The sequence below is a fragment of the Streptomyces sp. NPDC086777 genome, from assembly GCF_040702065.1.
In the GTDB taxonomy this organism is placed as follows: Bacteria; Actinomycetota; Actinomycetes; order Streptomycetales; family Streptomycetaceae; genus Streptomyces.
In genome coordinates, this window is the sequence record NZ_JBFBJI010000003.1 from 271161 (window position 1) to 296325 (window position 25165).

Here is a 25165-nt window from a genome sequence, read left to right on the forward strand (position 1 = left end):
CCCAAACCTCTCCTGTCGGTCCCCCGACAACCGATTTTGGGACTGCCCCGGTCGTGCGCTAATCTTCAGGAGTCAGCGCGCGGGACATACACCGCAGAGCGCGGCGGGGCTATAGCTCAGTTGGTTAGAGCGCATCCCTGATAAGGATGAGGCCACAGGTTCAAATCCTGTTAGCCCCACCAGCACGAAGACCCCCGATCCGGACGGATCGGGGGTCTTTTGCTTTGGTGTTCAGGGCGGGGCGGGGCCGGGCACGAAAAGGCCCGGTCGCTGGCGACGGGGGATGCACCAGCGACCGGGTTGTGGCCAGCCTAACAAGGTGGCCTGTGCGGCGGGAGTCAACTTCTCGGCCGTCCTGAGCAGTTGTGATCGGGATCACTCAAGTGCGGTCAGGGGTGGGGCCGGATCAGGCGCCGCATGGCGGGTCGTAGGCGAGACGGGGAAGGTACTCGCGCCATTTGGCGGGTGTCAGGACGTTGCGGGTGACCGCGCAGATGCGGTTGACCGCTTTGTCGACGTCGAGGCTCCACAGCCGGACCGTGTCGGCGCCGCTGGAGACGCCGAGCATGTTGCTCCGCGGGCTGAAGGAGAGGAAGTTGCCCGTCTTGGCGTTGGGGCTCATGGACTGGCCGATGGGGTGCGCCGAGGCCGGGGACGACACGTTCCACAGGCGGACCGTGTTGTCGTTGCCGCCGCTGGCCAGGGTCCTGCCGTCGCGGCTGAAGGTCAGTGAGACCACCGCCTCGGTGTGGCCGGTGAGGGCGGAGCCGAGCCGGGTCGCGTGGGCCGGGTCGGAGACGTTCCAGAGGCGGACCGTGTCGTCGTCGCTGCCGCTGGCCAGAGTCCTGCCGTCCGGGCTGTAGGCGAGGGTGTTGACGGGGCCCAGATGGCCCTCCAGGGGGCTGCCGAGGGGCCTGGCGCGGGTCCGGTCCGAGACGTTCCAGAGCCGTACGGTGCCGTCCGCGCTGCCGCTGGCCAGGGTTCTGCCGTCCGGGCTGAAGACGAGCGCGTTGACGTAGCCGGTGTGGCCCTTCAGGGGCTCCCCGATGCGCCTGGGGTGGGCGGGGTCGCTGATGTCCAGGAGCTGGACCGTGCGGTCGTCGTAGTCGGCGGCCACCGTCCGCCCGTCGGGGCTCAGCGCCAGCGCCTCGGCCCCCGCGTACCGCGTGTCCAGCCGGACCGGCGCACCGTACTGGGCGGGGTGCGCGGGGTCGGAGACGTTCCACAGCTGCACCCAGCTGAGGTTGTTCTCACTGGTCAGGATGATCAGCGTGCGGCCGTCCCGGGTGAACACCATCGACCGCAGGTCCCGCGACCCGGTCGTGAACGGCTTGCCGAGCACGGTGGGCCGGGCCGGATCCGTGATGTTCCACAGCCGCATCCTGCTGTCGCCGCCGCCGGTGGCCAGCACCCGGCCGTCCGGGCTGAACGCACCCGCCGCACCGGTCATGTCCGAACCCGGGATCGACCACAGCCGCACCTTGCCGTCACCGCTGCCGGTCGCGAGGGTGTGACCGTCCGGGCTCCAGCCGACGGCGTACATCTCGCCGCTGCTGCCCGCGAGCGGCTCACCCACCTGGGAGGGGAAGGCCGGGTTGCCGACGTTCCACAGACTGGCCGTGGAGTCCGCGCTGCCCGCGGCGAGCATGGAGCCGTCGGGGCTGAAGGCCACCGACCAGACGGGCCCGGTGTGGCCGGTGAGCGGTGGGCCGAGGGCTCTGGCGTGGGTCCGGTCGCCGACGTCCCACAACCGCACGGTGTCGTCCTTGCTGCCGCTGGCGAGGGTCCGGCCGTCCGGGCTGAAGGCCACCGAGTGCACGGTCGCGGTGTGTCCCGTGAGCGGAGCGCCGACGCGCTCGGGGTGGTGGGGGTCCGAGACGTCGTACAGGAGGATCGAGTTGTCGTCGCTGCCGGCCGCGAGGGTGCGGCCGTCGGGGCTGAACGCGATGGAGCGCACGGCCTCGGTGTGGCCGGTCAGGGTGCCCAGCGGGGCAGGGTGGCGCGGGTCGTGCACGTCCCACAGGCGGACGGTGTGGTCCTCGTCGGCGGCGGCCAGGGTCTTGCCGTCCGGGCTGAACGCGACGAGGTAGACGGTGCCGTCGTGCCCGGCCAGCGGTGCGCCCAGGGAGGCGGGGTGCCGCGGGTCGGAGACGTCCCACAGCCGTACGGTGCCGTCGTCGCCGGCGCTGGCCAGGGTCCTGCCGTCCGGGCTGAAGACCGCGCTGGAGACCCAGCTCGTGTGGCCGAGCAGGGGCTTGCCCAGGGCCTTCGGCCGGGTCGGGTCGCTCACGTCCCACAGCCGGACCGTACGGTCGTAGGCGGCGGTGGCCAGGACCTTGCCGTCGGGGCTGAAGGTGGTGAGGTAGACGGCGCCGGTGTGGCCGAGCAGCGGGGTGGCCAGCGGGGCGTTGACGATGGAGATCAGGCGGTTGTTGGCGCCCTCGTCGTCCTGGCGCAGGCCGTGGGCCACCAGGTCGAGCTGGGCGGAGAGCGACGGGTCGGAGTACTGGAAACGGTCGGCCTCCGCGACCACCCGCTCGAACACCGCCTCGTCCCGCTGCTGCCGGGCGATCACGGCGGAGCCTGCCGCCAGCACCGCGAGCACCACCAGCGCCGACACGGCGGCCCGGCTGATCCACACCGTGCGCCGGCGCAGCCGTACCGAGGCGGCCAGGAACTCCACCGCGCTGCGTGTCAGGAAGGTGTCACCGGCCGACTTCGCCCAGGTGTGGGCCTGTTCCAGCCGGGAGCCCCGGTAGAGCAGGGCGGAGTCCTGTGCCGACTCGTCCCAGGCCCGGCCGTCCTCCTCCAGGCGCTGGCGCAGCAGATTGCCGTTGCGGTCCTCGTCGAGCCAGTCGCGCAGCCGGGGCCAGGCGTGCAGCAGCGCCTCGTGGGTGATTTCCACGGTCTCGGCGTCGAGAGTCACCAGCCGGGCCCGGACCAGGGCTTCGAGCGACTCCTCCGTCTTGTCCGGGTCGGTGGACTCCGCGGCCAGCTGACGCCGGGTGCCGCGTCGGCGGGTCGCCTGGGTGTCCTCGCCGAGCCGCACCAGGCGCAGCAGGAGCAGCCGGGCGGCGCTGCGGGCGGCCGGGTCCAGGCTCGACCAGGCACGTTCGGCGGTCGCCGCGACGGCGCCCTGGATGCCGCCGGCCGCCCGGTAGCCGGCCAGTGTCAGCCGGCCCCCCTTGCGGCGCTGCCAGGTGGCCAGCAGGGCGTGGGAGAGGAGCGGGAGGACACCGGCGTCATGGGCGCCCCGCGGGCCGTCCGCGCTCACCTCCCGGACGATCAGCTCGGCTAGACCGGGCTCCAGCTCCAACCCGACCGCCTTGGCCGGAGCGGTCACGGCCTCGCGCAGTTCGGCGGTGGTCAGCGGGCCGAGCACCATGTGCCGATGCTGGAGCGCGTCGGCCAGTTCCGGGTAGCCGAGGCACTGCTCGTAGAAGTCGGCCCGGATACCCAGGACGACGAGGGCGGGCGCCGGTTCGCCGGGGGCGGCGGGGGTGCCGGCCACCTGCAGGAGCTGGACGAAGGAGCGCCGGTCCGCCTCGTCGGTGCAGAGGGTGAAGGTCTCCTCGAACTGATCGATGATCAGAACCGGACGGGCTGGAGGTGCTACGAGGGCTGGGGGAGCCGGAAGGGCCGGTGGAGCTGGGCGGGCTGGAGGAGTCTGCGCGGGCGGTCGTGTTTCACGTGAAACATCGATGGGTGATCCGGTACCGGCGCGTCCGGTCGCCGCTTGCTCGGTCGTGGTTCGTACGGTCGTCGTGCCCTCGGCGGCCGGAGGGCCGGCCGTCGTCGTCCCGGTGACCGGAGGCCCGTCCGCTGTCTCCCGGCGGGCCCAGGCCGTGACCGCCTGTCGTACGGCGTCCGGGTCGTGCAGGTCGACCGGCTCGGCCAGCTCGGGTATCCAGCGGGTCAGCTCCTTCACGGGGTCCGCACCCGGGACGAGCTGCAGTATGCGGCGGGGACGGTCGAGGTCCCCGTCACCGGTCAGGGCGCCGCGCTGGACCGCGGTGACCAGACCGGCGCTCAGCAGCGAGGACTTTCCCGCGCCCGAGGCGCCGACCAGCATCACCAGGCCGCCACCGCCCGACTCCGCGGAACGGAGCTGGGCGACCAGCGCGTCGGTACTGCGCTCCCGCCCGAAGAACCAGCGGGCGTCCTCACGGCGGTAGGAGGCCAGCCCCCGGTACGGGCAGACGCCGTCGACCGGCGGGGGCGGTTCCGTCTCCTCGGCCGCCTCCGCTGCGGGCAGTTCGCCGACTGGATCGGCCACGGCCCGCTCCCACAGCTTCTGCCACTGGAGCATGTCGTAGAGCCCGCCGGACACCGGTGTCGGCTGGGCACGGCGGGCCTGCGGGATCAGGACCTGCAGGACGGCGGAGAGGGCGACGAACTGTGCGGGGACGTTCTTCGCCCGCCGCCAGTCGCTGATCCGCTGGGCGGAGACCCGCACGGGCCGACCCCGCTCGTCGACGCGATGCAACCGGTCGACCGCCTCGGCGACGCGCTTGAGCGGAGGATTACCGGCCTCCCTGTACAGCAACGCGAGGCGTTCCGCGAAGGCTGTGCGTGCCCCTGCGTCGGGACCCAAGGCTCTCCACTCCCTACTTCCCCCGCTGCTCGCCATCCGGACCGGAAAACCCACTTTATATGGCTGACCTGCGGCGAAGCCCTGGACCGGACGTCATGCCCTCCTCAGACGGGCCCCTCGGCTGGCAGGATTTCGCCTCAGCGACGCGGTGATCGGGGGTCGCCCCGACCGCCCGACCAGCTCAGCATTCGCAGGGACAGCTCACGGCACCGCACGTTCTCGGTCACCTTCGGCCGGCGGCCTTCCGCCGGAGCGGCGGAACGACGCGAGCTGTTCCCCGCCACTGAGCCGGCCTCCGGCCTCAGGCGGCGTCCTGTACCTCCCGCGCCGTTCGGCACCGGTCCCCACGTGGGGAGGGACCGGTGCCGAACGGCACGGGATCACATCCAGCCCGCGGTGCGTGCCGCCGCGACCGCCTGCTTCTCCGCGTCCTCAGCCTTCGCGTTCAGCGCCGGGTCCCGTCCGGCGGCGCTGCCGGCGGCCGCCGCCGCGGCCGCCTGGGACGCGGTGAGGGCCGCGCGCAGGGCCGAAGCCGGCTCCGTGCGGTCGTCCAGGGCGGTGGCCACCTGCGCGGCCAGCGCCGCGGTGGCGGCGGCGTTGCGGGCGCAGCGGGCGTCCGCGGCCGGGTTGGGTGCGGTGCCGGCCAGGGCGCTGAGCGACTGGGCCGACAGCCGCAGCGCGTTCGCGGCCCGGCCGACGGGACTCGTCGGTACGGTCTGGGCGGCGTCGGGGGCGACTCCCGCGTGGCGGCAGGCGGCCACCGCCCGTTCGTACGCGCTGTGGGCGCGGGCCGCGTGCAGCGCTCTCAGGGCTTCCGCCGAGGGGGACGTCGAGTGGTCGGTCGTCATCTGTGCCTCCTCGTCGGGGTGCCGTGCTGGAGCCGGCCGGATCGTCGCTGCGGGCGCGTGGGGGCCGGTCGCGCAATCCTCCCCCGGCCCTCCGCCGGCGGGTACCCCGAGCGCCTCTTCGGGGGCGCCTCAGGCAGGCGGGGGCGGCTCGCGAAGGAGCGCGTGGTGCAGGGACTTCCGGCTAGCCGAACAGTCCCAGTGCCGTGTCCACCGACCAGCTCTGCCAGCTGACGGCGAACAGGCCGACCAGGGAGATCAGGGCCATCATCAGGTTCTGCCCCTGTTCCGCCCAGTCATGGATCATGAGGACCAGGTAGATCAGGTTGAGCAGGAACCCGGCCACCAGCGCGATCGGGGTGAGGAAGCCGGCGACCAGCCCGAGGCCCAGGGCGAGCTCCGCGTAGGCCACCACGTAGGCCATCAGCCGCGGGCGCGGTGCGACGACGGTGTCGAAGCCCCGCCGGACCACCGGCCAGCGGTGCTTCTCCGCGACACCGGCCGCCCAGCGGATGCCGCCGCCGCCGAACCACTGCTTCTTGTCCTTGTGCCGCCAGCTCTCCAGCCACCACAGACCGAGCCCGATGCGGAGCACCGCGAACCATTCGGCACCGTTCAGCAAGGCTGATCGCATCCCGCACCCTCCCCGGAAGCCGGAACCCGGAACTCCACGGACAATCATCTGACGGTTCGTCAGTTCAGCGGAAGGCGGCGCGCCTCGCAAGAGGGAGAGCGGCACGAACTCCGGCGGGACGGCGGCGGGCGAGGTGTGGTGGGCCTTGCTGGTGCGGGCTCCTGGGCCTAGCCTGAATGTCGACGGTTTATCTGATGGACCGTCAGATAATTTCGGAACTCCGCAGGCAGCAGGGGGTAGGCATGGCAGAGAACGCGACCGGCACCCAGGATCTGCCCAGGGTGATCAGCGTGGACGACCACGTGATCGAGCCCGCCCACCTCTTCGAGCGGTGGCTGCCGGGCAAGTACCGCGACAAGGGGCCCAAGCCCTTCACCGCCGGCATCGGTGAACTCGCCTACGTCGGCGGCAAGTACCGCTTCACCACCGACCCCGCGGGCCAGACCACCGACTGGTGGGAGTACGAGGGCCTGCTCTTCCCGTACAAGCGCATCATCGCGGCCGTCGGCTTCTCGCGGGACGAGATGACGCTCGACGGCATCACCCGGGAGCAGATGCGGCCCGGCTGCTGGGACCCGAAGGAACGGCTCAAGGACATGGACATCAACCATGTCGAGGCCTCCCTCTGCTTCCCCACCTTCCCCCGCTTCTGCGGGCAGACCTTCGCCGAGGCCGACGACAAGGAGGTCGCCCTGGCCTGCGTCCGCGCCTACAACGACTGGATGGTCGAGGAGTGGTGCGGGGACAGCGGCGGCCGGCTGATCCCGCTCTGCCTGATCCCGCTCTGGGACGTCGACCTGGCCGTCGCCGAGATCCGGCGCAACGCCGAGCGGGGCGTCCGGGCGGTCACCTTCAGCGAGATCCCCACCTACCTGGGCCTGCCGTCCATCCACTCCGGCTACTGGGACCCGTTCTTCGCGGCCTGCGAGGAGACCGGGACGGTCGTCAACATGCACATCGGCAGCAGCTCGCAGATGCCGGCCGCCTCACCCGACGCGCCGCCCGCCGTCCAGGCCTCGCTCAGCTTCAACAACGCCATGGCCTCGATGATGGACTTCCTCTTCTCCGGGGTCCTGGTCAAGTTCCCCCGGCTGAAACTCGCGTACAGCGAGGGCCAGATGGGCTGGATCCCGTACGCCCTGGAGCGCGCCGACGACGTCTGGGAGGAGCACCGGGCCTGGGGCGGGGTGAAGGACCTGATCCCCGAACCGCCCTCGACGTACTACTACCGGCAGATCTTCTGCTGCTTCTTCCGGGACCGGCACGGCATCGAGGCGATCGAGACGATCGGCGTGGACAACGCGACCTTCGAGACGGACTACCCGCACGTCGACTCGACCTGGCCGGAGACCAAGCGGGTGGCCCAGGAGCACGTGGGGGGCCTGGACCCCGAGATCGCCTACAAGCTGCTGCGCGGCAACGCGATCCGGATGCTGGAGCTGCCGTTCACCTAACGGGTGCGGAGCCGGTTCAGCGGGCCCCCGGCTGGGCAGGGGACCTGCCATGAAGGTCTCCGTCGACGCCGACGTCTGTTATGGGTCGGGTGAGTGTGCCTTCCGGGCACCCGCTGTGTTCGGTTTCGAGGACGGGTACGGTTTCGTCCTGCCCGGACGCGAGGAGTACGGGGAGCCCGGGGACGACGACGAGCTGATCCGGGACATCGCCGAACGCTGCCCCTCACAGGCGATCCGGATCAACGGCCGAAGGGTCACCGACTAGCGGATGAGCACCGCCCCCACCGAACCCAGCCGACTCACCGAACTCCTGGCCACCCTCGGCCGCCGCTACGTCCGCGACGTCCCGGGCCCGTGGGGCAAGACCCTCGCGGCCCGCGCGCTCAATCCCTACCTGCGCGACCATCCCCGGCGGCGGGTCGTGGCGACGCTCGACGGCGACCGGTTCGCGGTCGACACCCAGGACCTCATCCAGCGCTACCTGTACCTCTTCGGGGCGTGGGAGCCGCACATGACCCGCTGGCTGCGCGGCCGGCTGGCGCCGGGGGACTGCTTCGTCGACGTCGGCGCCAACATCGGCGTCTTCAGCGTCCTCGCCTCGCGGCTGGTCGGGGAGCGGGGGCGGGTGGTGGCCGTCGAGGCGTCCCCCGCCTTCCACCGCCGCCTCGCACAGCAGAGCGCGCTCAACGGCTGCCGGAACATCCGCGCGGTCAACGCCGCCGTCTCCGACGCCCACCGCACCCTGACCTTCGTGCTCGCCAGCTCCCGCAACATGGGCGCCAACAGCATCGTCCCGTGGGACGGACCGGCCGAGTCCCGCTTCGACATCGAGGCCGTGCCGCTGCCGGAACTCCTGCGGCCCGAGGAGATCGAGACCGCGCGGGTCGTGAAGATCGACGTGGAGGGTGCCGAGGGCGCGGTGGTGCGCGGGCTCGCCCCGCTGCTGGAGAAGCTCCGCCCGGACGCCGAGATCACCGTCGAGGTCACCCCCGACCGGATGGCCCGGCTGGGCGACTCCGCGGACGATCTGCTGCGCACCATGACCGACGCCGGATACCACGTCTACCGGCTCGCCAACAGCTACGCGGCCGACAGCTACCCCCGCGCCCTGTACGGCGAACCGGAGGTCCCGGTCCGCTGGGACCGCCCGGTGACCGAGGAGAGCGACCTGGTGTTCTCACGGGTGGACGCGGCAACCCTGTGAGCGACGTGACGGGGCGGTCGTAGCGCGTACGCCTGCCGGACCGCGTTCGCCCGCGGTGCCGTCAGTCGTACCGCCACCCGAGCTCCGCCAGCGTCCGGGCCCGTGCCGCCACGACCGCCATGCGGGCCTCCCGCTCCACCGGGTCGGTGTGGGCGGGGCGGCCGGTGACCTGGCCCTCCCACTTGCGGTAGAACAGCCCGACCTCCGCCGAGAACCAGCCCCGGCTGACGGCGTCGAGGGCGAGCAGCAGCCCGGTGTCCTCGGAGGCGGGCAGCGCCATCCAGCCGCCGAGGGCCAGCAGCAGCTCGCGGCGGACGAAGAGGGTGGCCGGGTGGACCTGGGCCCGGAAACCGTTCGCTGTCCAGTGGCCGCGCACCGTCCCGCGCTCGATCGGGCCCTCCTCCGGGTCACCGGGGAACCCGGCCGTGGAGCCGTCCGGCAGCAGGTCCAGCGCCCGTGAGGTGGCCCAGCCGAGGTCCGGGCGGGCCTCCAGCGCGGCCAGGTCACGACCCAGCGCACCCGGCGGCAGCTGGTCGTCGGCGTCGAGGACCTTGACGTAGGGCCCCTGTGCCCGGGCCAGCGCCATGGTGCGGGCGACCCCGGGACCGCCGGCACGGCCCTGCCGGAACGACACCCGCGCGTCGTCGGGGACGTAGGGGTGGACCTCCTCGCCGTGTCCGTCCTCCTGGATCAGCCACTCCCACTCCCAGCCGTCCGGCAGTCGCTGCGCGCACAGCGACTTGTGGGCCTCGGGCAGAAAGCGGGCCGACGGCGCGTGGACCGCGGTGACGACGGTGATGCGCCGGGTCACGGCAGCGCTCACCACCTTTCCAGACGTGTGGTGAAGAGCAGCTCGGTGCGGTCGCCGGGGAGCGTGACGGCGGTGATGTCGACGATGCGGCCGCGGACGTCGTACGACGTCTTGCGCAGCAGGATCACCGAGGTGCCGGCCGGCAGGTCCAGCTCCCAGGCCTCCTCGGGCGTCGGCGGCCGGGCGGTGAAGCGTTCCTCGACGCGGTCGACCTCGATGCCGACGGTGTGCAGCTGGTTCCAGGTGCCGCCGGGCCAGGGTTCGTTGGCCTCGTCCAGGAGCTCCGGGTTGGCCGCGATCAGGTCGCGGACGAGGTAGGAGGTCACCAGGCTGAAGGGGGCGGTCTCGGCGGAGTGCCTGGTCCGGTAGGTGCGCTCCAGGAGCACGGTGCCCTCCGGCACCCCGAACGCGTCGGCGAGGTCGCCGGGCGCGGTCAGCTCGCGGTAGCGGGCGTAGAAGACCAGGTCGTCGATGACCAGGCCGGTCTCACGCTCGGTCGCGCCGGTCTCGGCCCGGGTGGCCTCCGGCATCAGGGCGCGGTCCTTCTCCCACTGGTGCCGTTCGTTGGTGCGGACCGCGCGGGTGCGCGGACGGCGCACGAAGGTGCCGCTGCCGTGCCGCTTGTCGATCAGTCCCTCGGCGCTGAGCAGCCGCAGCGCGTTCTGGACGGTCGGGACGCTGCGCCCGTAGTGCCGGGCCAGCTCCGCCTCGGAGGGCAGCCGGGCGCCGGGCTCGCGCTCGCCCTGCCTGATGGAGCGGCGGAGGTCGTCGGCGAGCTCCTCGTACGCCTTGGGCACATGATCAGCGTACGACTCCTCAAGAGGAGTTGATGAGTCGAGTCCGGACGGCGTGCGGAGACCCGCGGCCGGGGCGATCCCGTCGCGGGTCTGTGTCGCAGTAGGCGCTGGTACGTACGCAAGTCGCCCTGCGCCGTTGCGTCCGAGCCGTCTGTTGCTTCTGGTACGTCGCTACTTCTATTACTTCTGCTTACTTCTTCTGCTTACTTCTATGTACTTCTGGTATTTCTGTTACGTCTGTTACTTCCGTGGCTTCTGTGGCTGCGATCAGCAGTCGAGCGGTGCCGCGGGGGGTTCGGCCGTGGTCTCCGACTCGGTGGTGTCCAGGGGGCGCTGTCGGCAGCTGGGGGTCTTGCCGTGGGCCTCGGCCCGGATCCGCTGCTTCATCGTGGGCGGAAGGGACCTTGCCTGGGACCAGAGCCAGTGGGTCTGTGCCGGGATCGTCACCCGGTCCGTACCGTGCTCCTCGCCGGTGCTGTTGCGCGGGGTCTCGGTCTGCGGTACGGCGGCGGCGGTGGTGGCGGAGACGAATCCGAGCGCCGTGCACAGCGCGAGGAAGGCGGTGACGATGGCGGTCCACAGCGTCATGACCTTGGAGTTCCGGGCCATGGCCCCTCACTTTCGGGTTGGGCGATTTGCGTACTTTCCTCATGATGTGTATGGGGCTCGCGAAATGGGGGACGTCGGCCTGTGGCGCGTCGATGTTCTGATGAACACCACACGGATGGGTGCATGACGTGGGAAAAACCCGAAGAAAGGCCCCTGAAGGCAGTCGAGAGGGAGCAAAGTAACCGTCCGTGGGGGTGTGATCACCCTCCGATCGGAGCGGTCCGACCTCACGCAACGCCTTGCGGCGGACCGGAGTTGAGGGTCGGATGCCAGGTCACCGATCGATATCGGTCGGTGTGTATAGTCGGGCGCCAGAGGTCCCCTACGTCAAGGAAGAGACGAGGTCGCGCGGTGAAGAAGCTTCTCCTGGTCGCACTGGCCGCCATCGGCGGGCTCCTCGTGTACCGCCAGATCCAGGCGGATCGCGCCGAGCAGGATCTGTGGACGGAGGCGACTGACTCCGTGCCCACGGGTTCGTGAGTACCGACAACAGACGACACTGAGACCCCGGCCGCCGGTGCGGTCGGGGTTTTGCGTTTCCGGGACACCCTCCGGGACACCCTCCAGGACGGTCTCCAGGACGGGCGCCCGGCGTGGCGGGGTGTTTCGGACGGTCGCGCGGATCGCCGGGTGGCGCGGGGGCGCGCGGGGCAGTATGGGGCCCGGGCGGGCCGTGACTTCCGCGGTCGGCGGACGACGACTGGGGGCGCGCGTGATACGGCGGTGGCGTACGGCGGCACGGCGGGGCATCTGCGTGACGGCCGCCCTCGCACTGACGGCACTGCTCCCGCCACTCTCCGCGGAAGCCGACGGCGGCAGTGGCAGCGGCAGCGGATACGCCTTCGCCCCCGGCGCCCGCACCGTCACCGGAGCGGCGAGCACCACGGACGCCGTGCCGCTGGAGCCCGGCACGACCTACCGCAGCACCCTCCCCGACAAGGGCGAGCTGTACTTCCGCCTCGAACTCACCGCGGGCACCACGGCCTACGTCCCCGTCACCGCAGTGCCGCCCTCCTCCGCCACCGTCTCCGCGAGCGACGGCATCGAGGTTTCGATCGAGGACGCCAACGGCTCCGCCTGCGACTACGACAGCGCCCGCTTCGGTGCCGGGCTCAGCCCGCGGCCGGTCACCGCGGTCGGCCGGCGGGATGCGGGCAAGGCGCTGTGCCGGGACGCCGGCACCTACTACGTGGTCGTCGAACGGGCCGTGTCCGGCTCGCGGACCACCACCCCGGGCAGCTGGGACCTGGAGATCGCCCCCGTCACCGAACCGGCCCTGGCCCGGACCGCTGCCACCACCGCCCCCGAGACCTGGAACTCCGCCTCACCCGAGCCGCTCACCTCGGACCCCCGCCGGCGCACCGGGGGCGCCGGCTTCAGTACGGCCCGCACCCTGGACCAGGGCGTCTGGCAGACCGGCATCACGCCCGGCCAGACCCTCTACTACGCCGTTCCGGTCGACTGGGGCCAGCAGCTGCACGCAACCGTCGACCTCGGCAGCACCGGCGGCGACACCCACGGCTACGTCAGCGCCGCGCTCAACCTCTCCCTCTACAACCCGGTCCGCGGCTACGTCGACGACGTCTCCCTCGGCTACGACGGCACCCAGAAGTCGTCCTCCCTCGACCCCCTGCCACCTGTCGCCTACGCCAATCGGTACGCCGTCTCCGGCACGGCGAACGCCGTCCGCTTCGCCGGTGCCTACTACCTCGTCGTCCACCTCACCGGGCAGACCGCGGGCACCTTCGGGAAGGGGCCCTACGGCGTCACCCTCCGGGTCCGTGTCGACGGCACCCCGAACTCCGGCCCCGGGTACGCCGGTTCGCCGGTCCCGAAGGGCGTCTTCGGCGTGTCCCGGGACCGGGGAGGCCTCCTGACGCCTGCCGACGACGACACGGCGCTGCGGGCGCTGGCGGCCGGCGGCATCGGCACGGGCACGGCCCTGCTGCTCGTCCTCGGCCTGTGGACGCTGATCGCCCGGCGCGCTCAGAGCCGGACCAGCGCCCAGAAACCGACGGCGTAGCAGGCCAGCGCGAGGAGCAGGATGGGCACGGCCGCCCGGGCGGGCGGACCGGGCCGGGGGGCCCGCCGCCGACGCCGGCCATGGGTGCGGACCGACGGCGGCGCGGTCTGCGGATCCCGCGCGGTGTACGTGGCCGTGGGGGTGGGGGTGTCGGCGTGCGGCTGGGCCAGGGGGAGCGGCTGGGCGGGCGGCCAGGGCGTGTGCGGCTGCGCGGCCGGGGCGGCCGGTGGCCGGGCGTACGACGGGTACGGCGGTGTCGGCTCGGGCCGCACGGCAGCGGGGGCCGGGGTGACCGGTGTCCGGGGCGGGGGGAGCCGGAAGCTGCCGGTGTCGGACAGGGAGGCGGGGGGCGAAGGGGGCCCGCCGCCGGAGGCGCCGTGGGCGCCGCCCGCCGGGGACCTTCCGTCGGTCCCGGTCCCGGTTCCGGTCCCTGTCCCGGTCTCCGTCCCGGTGCGGGGATCGGCTTCGGGGCCCGTCCCGGGACCGTAGCCGGAGCCAGTCCGGGCCTCGGTACCGGGCGCTGCGGGATCCGGCCTCGTACTCGGGCCCGCCGACCCCGCGGTCCCTGCCGCACCGGCCGGTTCCCCGGCCTTGTCCAGCCCCGCGGGGGTCCCGGTGGCCCGCGCCCCCGTCGCGGTCGCCGCGTCCGGATCGGGCGCCGCCGTACCGGGCACCGTCGACGTCCCCGACGTCCCCGACGTCGTGTCGATCCCCGAAGCCGGTCGCGTCGGCCCCGCGGGACCGAACCCCGGTGGCAGCGGCCCCAGTTGGTCGAAGATTTCGATCAACTCGTCGTCGGCGTCCGTCTCCGGGAGGAGCTCGCGGGCCTCGGCGAGGGCCCTGCGGGCTCCGGTGGCCGTGCGGAAGCGGGCGCGTGGGTCCGGCTGGAGAAGACTGGCGACGACCTGCCAGAGCGGGTCCGGGATGCCCTTGGGCGCTCCCGGGGTGCCGTGTTCGGCGAAGTACTGGACGAGCGCCTTGGCATCGGGTTTGGCGCCCTCCAGGAGGTAAAGGGCGACCAGGCCCACGGCGAACAGGTCGGCCGTGAAGTCGGGTTCGGCGCCCAGGAGTTGCTCGGGAGCGATGTAACCCGGCGTACCGACCACGAGGTTGGTCTCGGTCAGCCGGGCCTCGCCGAACCGCATGGCGATGCCGAAGTCGGACAGGCGCAGCCGGGGACGGGCGGTGCCGGTCGCTTCCAGCAGGATGTTCGCGGGCTTGACGTCCCGGTGGACCACACCCTCCGCGTGCACCGCGGCGAGTCCGGCGAGGAGTTGGTCGAGGAGGGTGCAGACGAACAGCGGGGGCAGGGGACCGTAGTCCCCGACGAGGTGGACCAGCGAGCCGCCGGCGACCAGGTCCATCGTGAACAGGACCTTGTCGTCGTCGGCGGCCCAGCTGGCCGGAGCCAGGACATGGGGATGGTCGATGCGCAGCGCCTGCTCCCGCACGAAGCGCAGGAGCGCGTGGGCGTCGCTCTGCTGGAGCACCTTGGCCGCCACATAGCGCTTGCGCCGGTGGTCCCAGGCGCGCCAGACGGCGCCCACTCCGCCATGACCGATCGGGTCGGCCAGTTCGTACCGGCCCGCGAAGACCTCACCCATGACTACCCGTACCCCTCCCCCTCGGGTTCCCCTGCCACCCCCCTTGCCTGTTACCCCCCTTGCTTCCCCCGGATGAGCGATACGACCCCTCTCGCGTGCCCCTGCTGCCAGGGCCTGGCCCCGCCCGGTTCACCGGACCCCCTCCGGTGTGCCGGGCCGTGGCTCAGCTCTGGTGCGACTGGTAGTGCGTGACCGCGTCCGACGTGCGGCCGGCCCCGTACACCCGGAGGAACTCCGCGAGCTCCGGGTGGGACGGAGCGAGGCTGTCGGCCGCGTCGATGATGTCGCCGGCGGCCGCGACCGAGCGCAGCAGCGACTGGATCTCGCGGACCACCCGCTTGACCGTTGGCGCCCCCGAACCGCTGGTCGTCTGCGTGGTGTTGCTGAGCACCGAGCCCCCCTGGGACTTCTTGATCTCGTCCATGCGCTCGGTCGCCTCAGCCGCGCTCACGCTGCCGTCCGCGACCTGGGCCGAGAGGTCCTGGAGCAGCTGCACCCGCTGGACCACGGCCGGGTTGCCGATCTTCGCCCGCTGCCCGCTCATCAGCTGCGACAGCATGGGCGCGGACAGTCCGAGGACCGCCGCGAGACGTGCCTGGTTGAGCCCCAGGTCGTCGATGAGCTTACGGAAGAGCGCCCCCAGCGGCTCTCCGTACCAGTTCCGCTGCAGCTCCCGCGCTCTGGCGGTGGCTTCCTGCTGTGCGGCGTCCATTGCGTCTCCCCATCGCTTCCCCAAAAAAACCACGGTTCGCTACAGCGAACCCCCGTCGAGCATCTTACGGAGAGTGGTCATCTGCGGGGACCCCCAATCTTTTTGCGAGGTACGGGGGGTGACCCGGTAGTCTGGTCTGCGGCACCGACCCAGCGGACCTTCCGCCGGCCGGTCGCTTCCCGTACGGGGCCTTAGCTCAGTTGGTAGAGCGCCGTCTTTGCATGGCGGATGTCAGGGGTTCGACTCCCCTAGGCTCCACAACAAACCCCCCTGACCTGCGTAAACGCAGTCAGGGGGGTTGCGTGTCCCGGCTGTGTGGTCAGCCGTCCGGTTTCACGTGAAACGGTGTGCGGGCCAAGCGCGGGCGGCGGGGCTCAGTGGTTCTTGTCGTCCCGGGACCGGGATCCGTGCTCCTCGGCCTCCTTCGCCTGGACCTCGGGGTCGAGCGGGGAGCTGCCGTCCACCGAGCTGAGACGGCCCACGTCGGGGACCTCCGTGGCGGCCGGGGGCTCGACCAGCCAGTCGGGGTTGGCCTGCTTGTCCCACCACTTCCAGGCGGCGAAGGCCGCACCGGCCAGTACGCCGAACACCGCGAACGCCTTGAACGCCCGGCCGCACGACGAGCGCCGCTGGTTCCGGCGGGCCAGCTTCTCGATGTCCTCGGCGGACACGTTGCCGCGCAGCGCGGCCAGCGCGGCGGCGCCCCGCGCGGTCGCCTCCTCGCGGACCGGGCCGGCCGCCGCCACCGCCTGCTCGATCCTCGGACGCGAGTACTCGGCGGCCTGCCGAGCCGCCTTGCGCGTCAGATCGGCGGCGTCGTGCGCCGCCTGGTCCATCTTCGGCGGCACATGGGTGCGGGCCTGCTCCAGGCGCGGCACGAGACGGGCGTCGTACTGGACGCGGGCCTGCTCGGCGGCCTGCGACACCACGGGCGCGAGCCGTACGCGTGCCTCTTGTGCGTAGTACGCGGCACGCTCCTTGGCCGTGTCGGCGTAGGGCGCCACCGCTACCGCGGCGTGCCGCACGCTGTCCTTCGCCGAACTGGTCGCGGCGCGCACGCTGTCTTTGCGGGTCACGGGTTTCCTCCTCCTCGGTGGCGTACGGTAATTCGACTTTCCACCCTTTTACGGATCATGCCTGCCCGCGGGCCGGGCGGCGCGCGAGGACGGGCATACGGGTGCAACCAGAGCTAAGAGGGGCTTGTCGACGACAATGCCACGGATCGACGCCGAGCGCCCCCGCACGGCAGAAGGGGTTCCGCAAGCGATTCGTGAGGATCCGCGTCCGGAAGCTCCCGGCGGACGTCGGACCAGTCGTACCGTGCGAGGATCGTGGGCACTGAATCCGAGCACAACGGAAGGCAGACCGTGGCCGAGCACCTCTACGCCACCCTGAAGACCAGCCTTGGCGACATCGAGGTCCGGCTCTTCCCGAACCACGCGCCCAAGACGGTCAGGAACTTCGTCGAACTGGCGCAGGGTGAGCGTGAGTGGACCCACCCGGCCACCGGCGCCGTCTCCACCGACCCGCTCTACGACGGAACCGTCTTCCACCGGGTCATCAGCGGCTTCATGATCCAGGGCGGTGACCCCGTCGGCTCCGGTATCGGCGGCCCCGGCTACAAGTTCGAGGACGAGTTCCACCCCGACCTGCGCTTCGACCGCCCCTACCTGCTCGCCATGGCCAACGCAGGCCCCCGCACCAACGGCTCCCAGTTCTTCATCACGGTCAACCCCGCGCCCCACCTCAACCGCAAGCACACCATCTTCGGCGAGGTCGTCGACCCGGCCGGCCAGAAGGTCGTGGACAGCATCGCCGCCGTCCCCGTCAGCGGACCCAACAAGCGGCCGGTGCACGACGTCGTCATCGAGTCGGTCGTCGTCGCGAAGCGCGCCGGCTGACCCGGTCCGAAACGGAAGCACCCGAAGGGAACCAAACGCCCCGCTCGTCCGTAAGGATGGGCGGGGCGGAACACTGCCCACGACGAGCGAGGGGACCCCATGGAGGACCAGGCGACCGGCAGCGCGCGCGACGCCCACAGCCTGCCCAAGTGCTACCGGCACCCGGACCGGGAGACCGGCGTGCGCTGCACCCGCTGCGAGCGCCCCATCTGCCCCGAGTGCATGATCAGCGCCTCCGTGGGTTTCCAGTGCCCCGACTGCGTGCGCGGCACCACCGCCGGCCGGAGCGGCCCGCCCCCGGCCGCCTCCCGGCCCCGCACCCTCGCCGGCGGCACGATGACCGCCGACCCGCGGCTGCTCACCAAGATCCTGATCGGCATCAACATCGCCGTCTTCCTGGTCCAGAAGTCCGTCGGGGACAGTTTCACCAACCACTTCGAGATGATCGGCCAGGCCCAGTACTCCCAGTTCAGCCCGCTGGAGGGGGTGGCACAGGGCCAGTACTACCGCATGCTGACCGCGATGTTCCTGCATGATCCGACGAACCCCATGCACATCGTGTTCAACATGCTCAGCCTCTGGTGGATCGGCGGCCCTCTGGAAGCCGCCCTGGGCCGCGCCCGCTACCTCACGCTCTACTTCGTCTCCGGCCTGGCCGGCAGCGCCCTCACCTATCTGCTCGCCGCCCAGAACCAGCCCTCGCTCGGCGCCTCCGGCGCGATCTTCGGTCTCTTCGGCGCCACCGCGGTACTCATCCGCCGGCTCAACTACGACATGCGGCCGATCATCGCGCTGCTGGTGATCAACCTCATCTTCACGTTCAGCGGCGGCATCGCCTGGCAGGCCCACATCGGCGGCCTGGTCGCCGGTGTCGTCACCGGCTACGCCATGGTGCACGCCCCGCGCGAGCGGCGGAACCTGATCCAGTACGGCACCTGTGCGCTCGTGCTGGTCGTGGCCGTGGTGATCACGGTCGTCCGGACCGCGCAGCTCACCTGAGCCCGCGCCGGAGCCTGTCTCCCGGCCCCCGTTCCCCGATCACGGCGGCGCACCGCACCGATACCGAACCGTTGTCCACAGTCGGTGGCCGATCTTGTGCACAACGTGCGCGCACAACTGCGCCCCCTCCCACTCACCTGCGTTCCAGCAGGTCAGGGAGGGGGCGAGCGGTTTTACGGTGAGTCTTGTGCTAGTCGTACCGGCGTCAACACCCGACGGGTTATCCACAGATCGTCGTCTTTTCCCCAGGAGGGTGTGGACAGCAGGTCAGGCCTGTGGATAACTCAGCGAACAGCCCTGGGCAGAGCTGTCGGCCGGGCTACTTCCACTGCGTGGAGACGCCGAAGCCGGCCGCGATGAAGCCGAAGCCGACGACGATGTTCCAGTTGTCGAGGCTGTCGATCGGCAGTGAACCGTCGGTCACGTAGAAGACGACGATCCAGGCCAGCCCGATGAGGAACATGGCCAGCATCACCGGCGCGACCCAGGCGCGATTGCTGAGCTTGATGGCGGTCGCCTGCTTCGCCGGGGGCGGCGTGTAGTCGGCCTTCTTGCGGATACGTGACTTCGGCACGAGGGTCTCTCCTGTCGATGCGCTGCGTGGCCGCGCAGGTAACTGGGTCGGGCTCGGGGCAGCGTACAAGGGGACAGTAAGGGCAGACTGAGCGCTCCCCCGGGCGTCCGTTAGCGTAGTGCTTCCGTGGCGCTGAAGGAGATAAGGGTACGTTGAGCAATTCTGCCGACTCCAACGCGACCGGATCAACGGGTTCCGACCCCGCCGGCAAGGACGGTTTCCGGCCCGGCCCCCGCTTCCGTCCGGTGCGGATTCTGACCGTGGGTGTCTTCGCCCTGGCCGGTCTGCTCTTCTTCACCAGCTTCAACACGGCCAAGGGCACCGACATCCGCTCGGACGACAACCTGCTCAAGCTCTCCGACCTGATCCAGCAGCACAGCCGCAAGAACAAGGAGCTGGACGAGTCCAACGCGAGCACCCGTGACCAGAACGAGAAGCTCGCCAAGCGCGACGACGGCTCCACCACGGCGCAGGACGACCAGCTCGCCGGCCTGGAGAAGGACACGGGCACCCAGAAGCTGACCGGCAAGGCGATCACCGTCACGCTCAACGACGCCCCGCCGAACGCCACCGCCAAGCTTCCGGGCTACCCCGAGCCGCAGCCCGACTACCTGGTCATCCACCAGCAGGACCTGCAGGCCGTGGTGAACGCCCTGTGGCAGGGCGGCGCCCAGGGCATCAAGGTCATGGACCAGCGGCTGATCTCCACCAGCGCCGTGCGCTGCGTGGGCAACACGCTGATCCTCCAGGGCCGGGTCTACTCACCGCCGTACAAGATCCAGGCGATCGGCGACCCGGCGAAGATGCAGAAGTCGCTCGCGGACTCCGAGGCGATCCAGAACTACATGGTGTACGTGAACGTGTACGGCCTCGGCTGGAAAGTGACCGAGGACGGGACGGTGACTCTTCCGGGCTACTCGGGCACAGTGGATCTGCACTACGCGAAGCCCGTGGAGTAAGCAGCTCGTCACTTTCTGGAGCCGCCGGTGCGCGTGATCGTCAGGACCGTCAGCGAGCTCTGCATCACCGTCGGCACGCTCATCGTGCTCTTCGTCGCGTACGTGCTGTTCTGGACCGGTGTGAAGGCCGACAGCGTGATGCACGACCAGATCGACCAGTTACAGCGCCAGTGGTCGGCGAAGGCCGTGGTGCACCCCACGGCGAAGGCGACCGCCGCACCCGTGCGGCCCGCCGCGTACCACTACGGCAGCCCTTTCGCGATCATGTACATCCCCCGGTTCGGTTTCACGTGGAACAAGCCGGTCCTGGAGGGCACCGGCACCGACGTGCTGAAGAAGGGCCTCGCCCACTACGCGCGGACCGCCCGGCTGGGCCAGGTCGGCAACTTCGCGGTCGCCGGCCACCGGCGCACCTACGGCGACCCGTTCCTCGACTTCCCGAAGCTGCGCAAGGGTGACGCGATCGTTCTGACGGACGGGACCACCTGGTTCACGTATCGGATCGACAAAGGGCCCTACAAAACAGTTCCGACGGACGTTGAAGTGATCGACCCTGTGCCACGTAAGTCCGGGTATACGCGTCCGGGGCGCTATCTCACGCTGACCACGTGCGATCCGGAATGGGGGCACAGCCATCGGCTGATCGTCTGGGCGCACTTGGACTCCACACAGCCTGTGGAGTCAGGCAGACCCAAGGCGCTGCGCCGTTAGTCTGGTGCAGTACGGCGGGATTCTGGTGCCGTGGTGGAACGGAAGGGACGGCATGTACGGCTGGATCTGGCGGCATCTGCCGGGCAACGCGTGGGTGAAGGCGCTGATCTCACTCCTGCTGGCCCTGGCCGTGGTCTATGTCCTCTTCCAGTACGTCTTCCCCTGGGCCGAACCGCTGCTGCCCTTCAACGATGTGACGGTGGACAACCAGTGAGCGCGCGGATTCTCGTCGTCGACAACTACGACAGCTTCGTCTTCAACCTGGTCCAGTACCTGTACCAGCTGGGCGCCGAGTGCGAGGTGCTGCGCAACGACGAGGTGTCGACGGCGCACGCCCAGGACGGGTTCGACGGGGTACTGCTCTCGCCCGGTCCCGGGACGCCGGAGGAAGCGGGCGTCTGCGTGGACATGGTCCGGCACTGCGCCGCGACCGGCGTCCCGGTCTTCGGCGTCTGCCTCGGCATGCAGTCGATGCAGGTGGCGTACGGCGGTGTGGTGGACCGGGCGCCGGAGCTGCTGCACGGCAAGACCTCGCTGGTCGAGCACGGCGGCAAAGGCGTCTTCGCGGGCCTGCCCTCGCCCTTCACCGCGACCCGCTACCACTCGCTGGCCGCCGAGCCGGCGACGGTGCCGGCCGAGCTGGAGGTGACGGCCCGCACCCACGACGGGATCATCATGGGGCTGAGGCACCGTGAACTCCCGGTGGAGGGCGTCCAGTTCCACCCCGAGTCGGTGCTGACCGAGCACGGGCACCGGATGCTGGCCAACTGGCTGGTGGAGTGCGGTGACCAGGAGGCCGTGGCCAGGTCGGCGGGGCTCGCCCCGGTGGTGGGCAGGGCCACGGCGTGACCGCGCTGCGCCCCGAGCGCGAGACCGGTGCCTCGTACGGGGATCAGCCGTACGAGGGGCCGGGCGCGCTCGGGGAGACGGCGATTCTGCCGCACCTCCCGCCGATCGACGAGGAGACCGTCGCGCTGCGGATCCCCGATCCGCCGCCCATATCGGCGTCTGCGGGCACAGCAGCCTCTGCGGGCACCGGAACCCCAGGAGGCGGCCGAGCGGCCCGCAGAAAGGCCGCCAAGCGGCGCGGCGGGCGGCACGGCGGCGCACCGGAGACCGCGCTGCCGGAGAACGCCGCGCCGGGCGCCGCGCCGGGGCGGCCGCTCTCCCGGGTCGAGGCCCGTCGGCAGCAGCGGCTGCGCAAGCCCAGCCCTGCCGTCATGGCGAGCCGGGCGATAGGCGAGGTGTTCATCACCACCGGCGTGCTGATGCTGCTGTTCGTCACGTACCAGCTGTGGTGGACGAACGTCCGTGCCCACGCGCAGGCCGGCAGCGAGGCCAGCAGCCTGCAGAAGGACTGGGCGAGCGGCAAGCGCGCACCCGGTGTGTTCGCGCCCGGGCAGGGCTTCGCCATCCTGCACATCCCCAAGCTGGACGTGGTCGCGCCGATCGCCGAGGGCGTCAGCAACAAGAAGGTCCTCGACAAGGGGATGGTCGGCCACTACGGCGAGGGTGCGCTGAAGACCGCGATGCCGCAGGACAAGACCGGCAACTTCGGGCTGGCCGCGCACCGCAACACGCACGGTGAGCCGTTCCGTTACATCAACAGGCTGGCGGCCGGAGACGCGGTCGTCGTCGAGACGCAGGACGAGTACTACGTGTACAAGGTGACGTCGATGCTGCCGGTGACGTCGCCGAGCAACGTGAGCGTGCTGGACCCGGTGCCGAAGGGCTCGGGATTCACCCAGCCGGGCCGGTACATCACACTCACCACCTGCACACCGGAGTTCACCAGCAAGTACCGGTTGATCGTCTGGGGCAAGATGGTCGAGGAACGCCCGCGCAGCAAGGGCAAGCCGGACGCGCTCGTCGAGTAAGGGCAGAGGCACAGGAACCGTGGCAGCGACCACCGACGACACCGAAGAACAGACCGACGCGCCGGACGCGGCGCCCGCCGCACGCCGCCGGCCGATCGGCCGGATCGCCATGGCGGTCAGCGTCTTCGGTGAACTCCTCATCACGGCGGGCCTGGTGCTCGGCCTGTTCGTCGTCTACTCGCTGTGGTGGACGAACGTGATAGCGGACCGCAAGGCCGACCGGGCGGGTGACAAGGTCCGGGAGACCTGGGCCCATCAGGACACCGGTCCCGGCGCGCTGGACACGAAGAACGGCATCGGCTTCCTGCACGTGCCGTCGATGAAGAACGGCGAGGTCCTCGTCGAGAAGGGTACGTCGACGGACGTCCTGAACAACGGCGTGGCCGGCTACTACACGGACCCGGCCAAGGCCGTGCTCCCCACCACGGGCAAGACCGGCAACTTCACCCTCGCCGCCCACCGCGACGGCCACGGTGCCAAGTTCCACAACATCGACAAGGTGAAGGTCGGCGACCCGGTCGTCTTCGAGACCCGCGACGACTGGTACGTCTACAAGGTCTACGACATCCTCCCCGAGACCTCGAAGTACAACGTCAAGGTCCTCTCCCAGATCCCCAAGGAGTCCGGCAGGACCAAGCCGGGCCACTACATCACCCTGACGACCTGCACGCCGGTCTACACGAGCCGCTACCGCTACGTGGTGTGGGGCGAACTGGTCCGCGTGCAGAAGGTCGACAGCGAGCGGACGCCCCCGAGGGAACTGCGCTGACGGACCTGATCGGGTTCCCGGTCGTACGAATGGGCCCCTGCCGGTGATTCCCCGGCAGGGGCCCATTGCTGTCACACGCGGGAGCGTCAGCCGAAGGTACCGCCGAAGAAGTTGGTACCGCCGTTGTTCCCACCGTTGTTGCCGTTGCCGGTGCTCACCGTGGTCAGCGTGATCTGCGTGCTGCCGGGATCGTTGACCTGGGTGTTCGCCGGCGGGTTCTGGTTGGTGACGAGGGCGTTGTCGCTGGAGTCCCCGTTGAACTGGATGTTGGTGAAGCCGGCCGCCTGCAGGGTCTGCCTGGCCTGCTTCACGGTCTGGCCCAGGACGCTCGGCACGGCCGACTGCTGCTGGGCCTTGCCGATCTGGATGTTCACCGTGGAGTTCTTCTTGACCTGGGTGTTGGCCTGCGGGTCGGTCGAGATGACCTTGTCGACCTGGTTGGGGTCGGTGGTGGGCACCTCGGTGCAGTTGCCGGTCAGGTTGTTGGCCGTCATCTGCGCCTTGGCCGCGTCGCAGGTCTGCCCGGTGACGTCCGGGACCGTGGACTTCTCCTCGGCCTTGGCGACGGTGAGGGTGATCGTGGTGCCCTTCTCCACCTCCGCGCCGAGGGGCGGGTTCTGCTCCAGGACCGTGTCCGGGTCCTCACCGGAGACCCGCTGCTTCGTCTTGACGACGAACTTGTACTTGTCGCCCGTGAGGGTCGTCTTGGCGTCGTCGATGTTCTGGCCGACGACGCTCGGTACGACCACCTTCGGCGCGCCCGTCGACACCACCAGGTTGACCGTGTCGCCCTTGTTGACGTCCGAGCCCGCTGTCGGGTCCTGGGAGCAGACGCTGCCCTTGGGCGCGTTGTTGCAGGTCTTCCGGGTCGGGGTGCCCAGCTTCAGGCCCGAGTTGTCGGCCATCTTCTGCGCGTCCGCGTAGGTCTGGCCGACGAAGTTCGGGGCGGCGAAGGGCTTGTCCGACCCGCCCCCGCTGACCACCCATTTCCCGATCAGGATCGAGCCCACCAGCACGAGGATGCCCGCGACCACGAGCAGGATCGTGGACGTGTTGTTCTTCTTCTGCTGGCGGCGGCGGTCCGGGCGCTCGTCGTAGCCGTAGCCGCCGTCGTCCGGGTTCATCGGGGGGAGCATGGTGGTGGCACCGGCGTCGGAGCGCATGGCCGTGGTCGGCATGTCGTCCGGGTAGCCGCCGTAGCCGACGGAGCCCATGGCCGCGGTGGCCGCGACCGGCTGGCCGTCCAGGCACGCCTCGATGTCGGCACGCATCTCGTCGGCCGACTGGTACCGGTAGTTCGGGTCCTTGACCAGGGCCTTCAGGACGATGGCGTCCATCTCGGGCGTGATCTCGGGGTCGAAGACCGACGGGGGCTGCGGTTCCTCGCGGACGTGCTGGTAGGCGACGGCCACCGGGCTGTCGCCGACGAAGGGCGGCCGGACCGTCAGCAGCTCGTAGAGGAGGCAACCCGTCGAGTAGAGGTCCGAGCGGGCGTCGACCTGCTCGCCCTTGGCCTGCTCCGGGGAGAGGTACTGGGCGGTGCCGATGACGGCCGCCGTCTGGGTCATGGTCATGCCGGCGTCGCCCATGGCGCGGGCGATGCCGAAGTCCATGACCTTGACCTGGCCGTTGCGCGTCAGCATGACGTTCGCCGGCTTGATGTCACGGTGGACGATGCCGCTGCGGTGCGCGTACTCCAGGCCCTGGAGGATGCCGATGGTCATCTCCATGGCGCGCTCGGGCAGCAGCTTGCGGCCGGAGTGCAGGAGCTCGCGCAGCGTCGAGCCGTCCACGTACTCCATCACGATGTACGGGATCGAGACCCCGTCGATGTAGTCCTCGCCCGTGTCGTAGACCGCGACGATCGCGGGATGGTTGAGCGAGGCGGCCGACTGGGCCTCCCGGCGGAACCGGGCCTGGAAGGACGGGTCGCGCGCGAGGTCCGCGCGCAGCGTCTTCACCGCCACCGTGCGGCCGAGCCGCGTGTCATGGGCGAGGTAGACCTCCGCCATGCCACCACGGCCGAGCACGTGGCCCAGCTCGTACCGGCCGCCGAGGCGACGCGGCTCTTCCATAGTTCCCTACCAG

General features: G+C 70.7%; 24 protein-coding genes and 2 tRNA genes. 15 read left to right on the forward strand and 11 right to left on the reverse strand.

Going from position 1 to position 25165, the window contains the following annotated elements:
• Nucleotides 1–105 precede the first annotated feature (105 nt).
• Nucleotides 106–182 (forward strand) — tRNA-Ile (locus AB0472_RS06190).
• Between the two features lie 224 nt (nt 183–406).
• On the opposite strand, the gene AB0472_RS06195 is transcribed toward AB0472_RS06190, so the two are convergent.
• From AB0472_RS06195 to AB0472_RS06205, 3 genes are all read right to left on the reverse strand, one after another.
• A complete protein-coding gene (locus AB0472_RS06195) occupies nt 407–4594 on the reverse strand; it encodes a WD40 repeat domain-containing protein (RefSeq protein WP_366353818.1) in 4188 nt (1395 codons plus the stop codon).
• A gap of 380 nt (nt 4595–4974) precedes the next feature.
• A complete protein-coding gene (locus AB0472_RS06200; RefSeq protein WP_366353819.1) occupies nt 4975–5442 on the reverse strand; it encodes a hypothetical protein in 468 nt (155 codons plus the stop codon).
• Between the two features lie 181 nt (nt 5443–5623).
• Nucleotides 5624–6073, reverse strand: a complete 450-nt coding sequence (locus AB0472_RS06205) for a DoxX family protein (RefSeq protein WP_366353821.1) — start codon at nt 6071–6073, stop codon at nt 5624–5626.
• A gap of 242 nt (nt 6074–6315) precedes the next feature.
• On the opposite strand from AB0472_RS06205, the gene AB0472_RS06210 reads away from it, so the two are divergent.
• From AB0472_RS06210 to AB0472_RS06220, 3 genes are read left to right on the forward strand one after another with little or no spacing between them, the layout of a single operon-like run.
• On the forward strand, nt 6316–7527 hold the full coding sequence (locus AB0472_RS06210) for an amidohydrolase family protein (protein WP_366353823.1): 1212 nt from the start codon (nt 6316–6318) through the stop codon (nt 7525–7527).
• Nucleotides 7528–7576: 49 nt separating this feature from the next.
• Nucleotides 7577–7792 carry a ferredoxin gene (locus tag AB0472_RS06215; RefSeq protein WP_351956807.1) on the forward strand — a complete coding sequence of 72 codons (216 nt, stop codon included), beginning with the start codon at nt 7577–7579 and terminating at the stop codon, nt 7790–7792.
• Between the two features lie 3 nt (nt 7793–7795).
• Nucleotides 7796–8731: an FkbM family methyltransferase gene (locus AB0472_RS06220; RefSeq protein ID WP_366353825.1), complete on the forward strand. Its 936-nt coding sequence runs from the start codon at nt 7796–7798 to the stop codon at nt 8729–8731.
• 61 nt (nt 8732–8792) lie between these two features.
• On the opposite strand, the gene AB0472_RS06225 is transcribed toward AB0472_RS06220, so the two are convergent.
• The 3 genes from AB0472_RS06225 to AB0472_RS06235 form a co-directional block, all read right to left on the reverse strand.
• The gene (locus AB0472_RS06225) at nt 8793–9554 is read right to left on the reverse strand and encodes a glycosyltransferase (RefSeq protein ID WP_366353826.1); all 762 of its coding nucleotides are present in this window, start codon (nt 9552–9554) and stop codon (nt 8793–8795) included.
• Nucleotides 9551–10339: a GntR family transcriptional regulator gene (locus tag AB0472_RS06230; RefSeq protein WP_366353828.1), complete on the reverse strand. Its 789-nt coding sequence runs from the start codon at nt 10337–10339 to the stop codon at nt 9551–9553. Before AB0472_RS06230 ends, AB0472_RS06225 begins: the two co-directional genes overlap by 4 nt.
• Before the next feature lie 267 nt (nt 10340–10606).
• Nucleotides 10607–10948 carry a DUF6344 domain-containing protein gene (locus tag AB0472_RS06235; RefSeq protein WP_366353830.1) on the reverse strand — a complete coding sequence of 114 codons (342 nt, stop codon included), beginning with the start codon at nt 10946–10948 and terminating at the stop codon, nt 10607–10609.
• Between the two features lie 351 nt (nt 10949–11299).
• Here AB0472_RS06235 and AB0472_RS06240 point away from each other — a divergent pair, with 351 nt between their 5' ends.
• Both AB0472_RS06240 and AB0472_RS06245 read left to right on the forward strand, forming a co-directional pair.
• Nucleotides 11300–11428: a DLW-39 family protein gene (locus tag AB0472_RS06240; protein ID WP_003999697.1), complete on the forward strand. Its 129-nt coding sequence runs from the start codon at nt 11300–11302 to the stop codon at nt 11426–11428.
• 274 nt (nt 11429–11702) lie between these two features.
• Entirely contained in the window at nt 11703–12971 is a 1269-nt protein-coding gene (locus AB0472_RS06245; RefSeq protein WP_366353832.1) for a hypothetical protein, read from the forward strand.
• Here AB0472_RS06245 and AB0472_RS06250 read toward each other — a convergent pair.
• The gene (locus AB0472_RS06250; protein ID WP_366353834.1) at nt 12935–14575 is read right to left on the reverse strand and encodes a protein kinase; all 1641 of its coding nucleotides are present in this window, start codon (nt 14573–14575) and stop codon (nt 12935–12937) included. The genes AB0472_RS06245 and AB0472_RS06250 overlap by 37 nt on opposite strands.
• Nucleotides 14576–14738: 163 nt before the next feature.
• Nucleotides 14739–15287, reverse strand: a complete 549-nt coding sequence (locus AB0472_RS06255) for a DNA-binding protein (RefSeq protein WP_351498566.1) — start codon at nt 15285–15287, stop codon at nt 14739–14741.
• A 185-nt stretch (nt 15288–15472) separates the two neighbouring features.
• Between AB0472_RS06255 and AB0472_RS06260 the strand changes: the two genes are divergently transcribed.
• Nucleotides 15473–15545 (forward strand) — tRNA-Ala (locus tag AB0472_RS06260).
• Between the two features lie 116 nt (nt 15546–15661).
• Here AB0472_RS06260 and AB0472_RS06265 read toward each other — a convergent pair.
• Nucleotides 15662–16363 carry a DUF5324 family protein gene (locus AB0472_RS06265; RefSeq protein ID WP_366353836.1) on the reverse strand — a complete coding sequence of 234 codons (702 nt, stop codon included), beginning with the start codon at nt 16361–16363 and terminating at the stop codon, nt 15662–15664.
• Between the two features lie 291 nt (nt 16364–16654).
• Here AB0472_RS06265 and AB0472_RS06270 point away from each other — a divergent pair, with 291 nt between their 5' ends.
• Together AB0472_RS06270 and AB0472_RS06275 are read left to right on the forward strand one after the other, a co-directional pair.
• Complete coding sequence (locus AB0472_RS06270) at nt 16655–17188, forward strand: peptidylprolyl isomerase (protein ID WP_366354065.1); 534 nt, start codon at nt 16655–16657, stop codon at nt 17186–17188.
• Between the two features lie 99 nt (nt 17189–17287).
• The gene (locus tag AB0472_RS06275; protein WP_366353838.1) at nt 17288–18187 is read left to right on the forward strand and encodes a rhomboid family intramembrane serine protease; all 900 of its coding nucleotides are present in this window, start codon (nt 17288–17290) and stop codon (nt 18185–18187) included.
• Nucleotides 18188–18506: 319 nt separating this feature from the next.
• Here AB0472_RS06275 and crgA read toward each other — a convergent pair whose 3' ends face one another.
• On the reverse strand, nt 18507–18761 hold the full coding sequence (gene crgA / locus AB0472_RS06280) for a cell division protein CrgA (RefSeq protein ID WP_366353840.1): 255 nt from the start codon (nt 18759–18761) through the stop codon (nt 18507–18509).
• 152 nt (nt 18762–18913) lie between these two features.
• Between crgA and AB0472_RS06285 the strand changes: the two genes are divergently transcribed.
• Genes AB0472_RS06285 through AB0472_RS06310 form a run of 6 tightly spaced genes read left to right on the forward strand, consistent with a single transcriptional unit; the run spans nt 18914 to nt 23077 of the window.
• Nucleotides 18914–19720, forward strand: a complete 807-nt coding sequence (locus AB0472_RS06285) for a DUF881 domain-containing protein (RefSeq protein ID WP_366353842.1) — start codon at nt 18914–18916, stop codon at nt 19718–19720.
• A gap of 27 nt (nt 19721–19747) precedes the next feature.
• The gene (locus tag AB0472_RS06290; protein WP_366353843.1) at nt 19748–20431 is read left to right on the forward strand and encodes a class E sortase; all 684 of its coding nucleotides are present in this window, start codon (nt 19748–19750) and stop codon (nt 20429–20431) included.
• A 52-nt stretch (nt 20432–20483) separates the two neighbouring features.
• Nucleotides 20484–20645: a hypothetical protein gene (locus AB0472_RS06295; RefSeq protein WP_177233025.1), complete on the forward strand. Its 162-nt coding sequence runs from the start codon at nt 20484–20486 to the stop codon at nt 20643–20645.
• Complete coding sequence (locus AB0472_RS06300; protein ID WP_366353845.1) at nt 20642–21280, forward strand: aminodeoxychorismate/anthranilate synthase component II; 639 nt, start codon at nt 20642–20644, stop codon at nt 21278–21280. Before AB0472_RS06295 ends, AB0472_RS06300 begins: the two co-directional genes overlap by 4 nt.
• Nucleotides 21277–22308 (forward strand): class E sortase, encoded by a 1032-nt coding sequence (locus tag AB0472_RS06305; RefSeq protein WP_366353847.1) that lies wholly within the window; start codon nt 21277–21279, stop codon nt 22306–22308. Before AB0472_RS06300 ends, AB0472_RS06305 begins: the two co-directional genes overlap by 4 nt.
• A 19-nt stretch (nt 22309–22327) precedes the next feature.
• Nucleotides 22328–23077 (forward strand): class E sortase, encoded by a 750-nt coding sequence (locus AB0472_RS06310; RefSeq protein WP_366353849.1) that lies wholly within the window; start codon nt 22328–22330, stop codon nt 23075–23077.
• Between the two features lie 86 nt (nt 23078–23163).
• Here the strand turns inward: AB0472_RS06310 and pknB are convergent, their stop codons facing one another.
• Nucleotides 23164–25152 carry a Stk1 family PASTA domain-containing Ser/Thr kinase gene (gene pknB, locus AB0472_RS06315; protein ID WP_366353851.1) on the reverse strand — a complete coding sequence of 663 codons (1989 nt, stop codon included), beginning with the start codon at nt 25150–25152 and terminating at the stop codon, nt 23164–23166.
• Between the last annotated feature and the right edge of the window lie 13 nt (nt 25153–25165).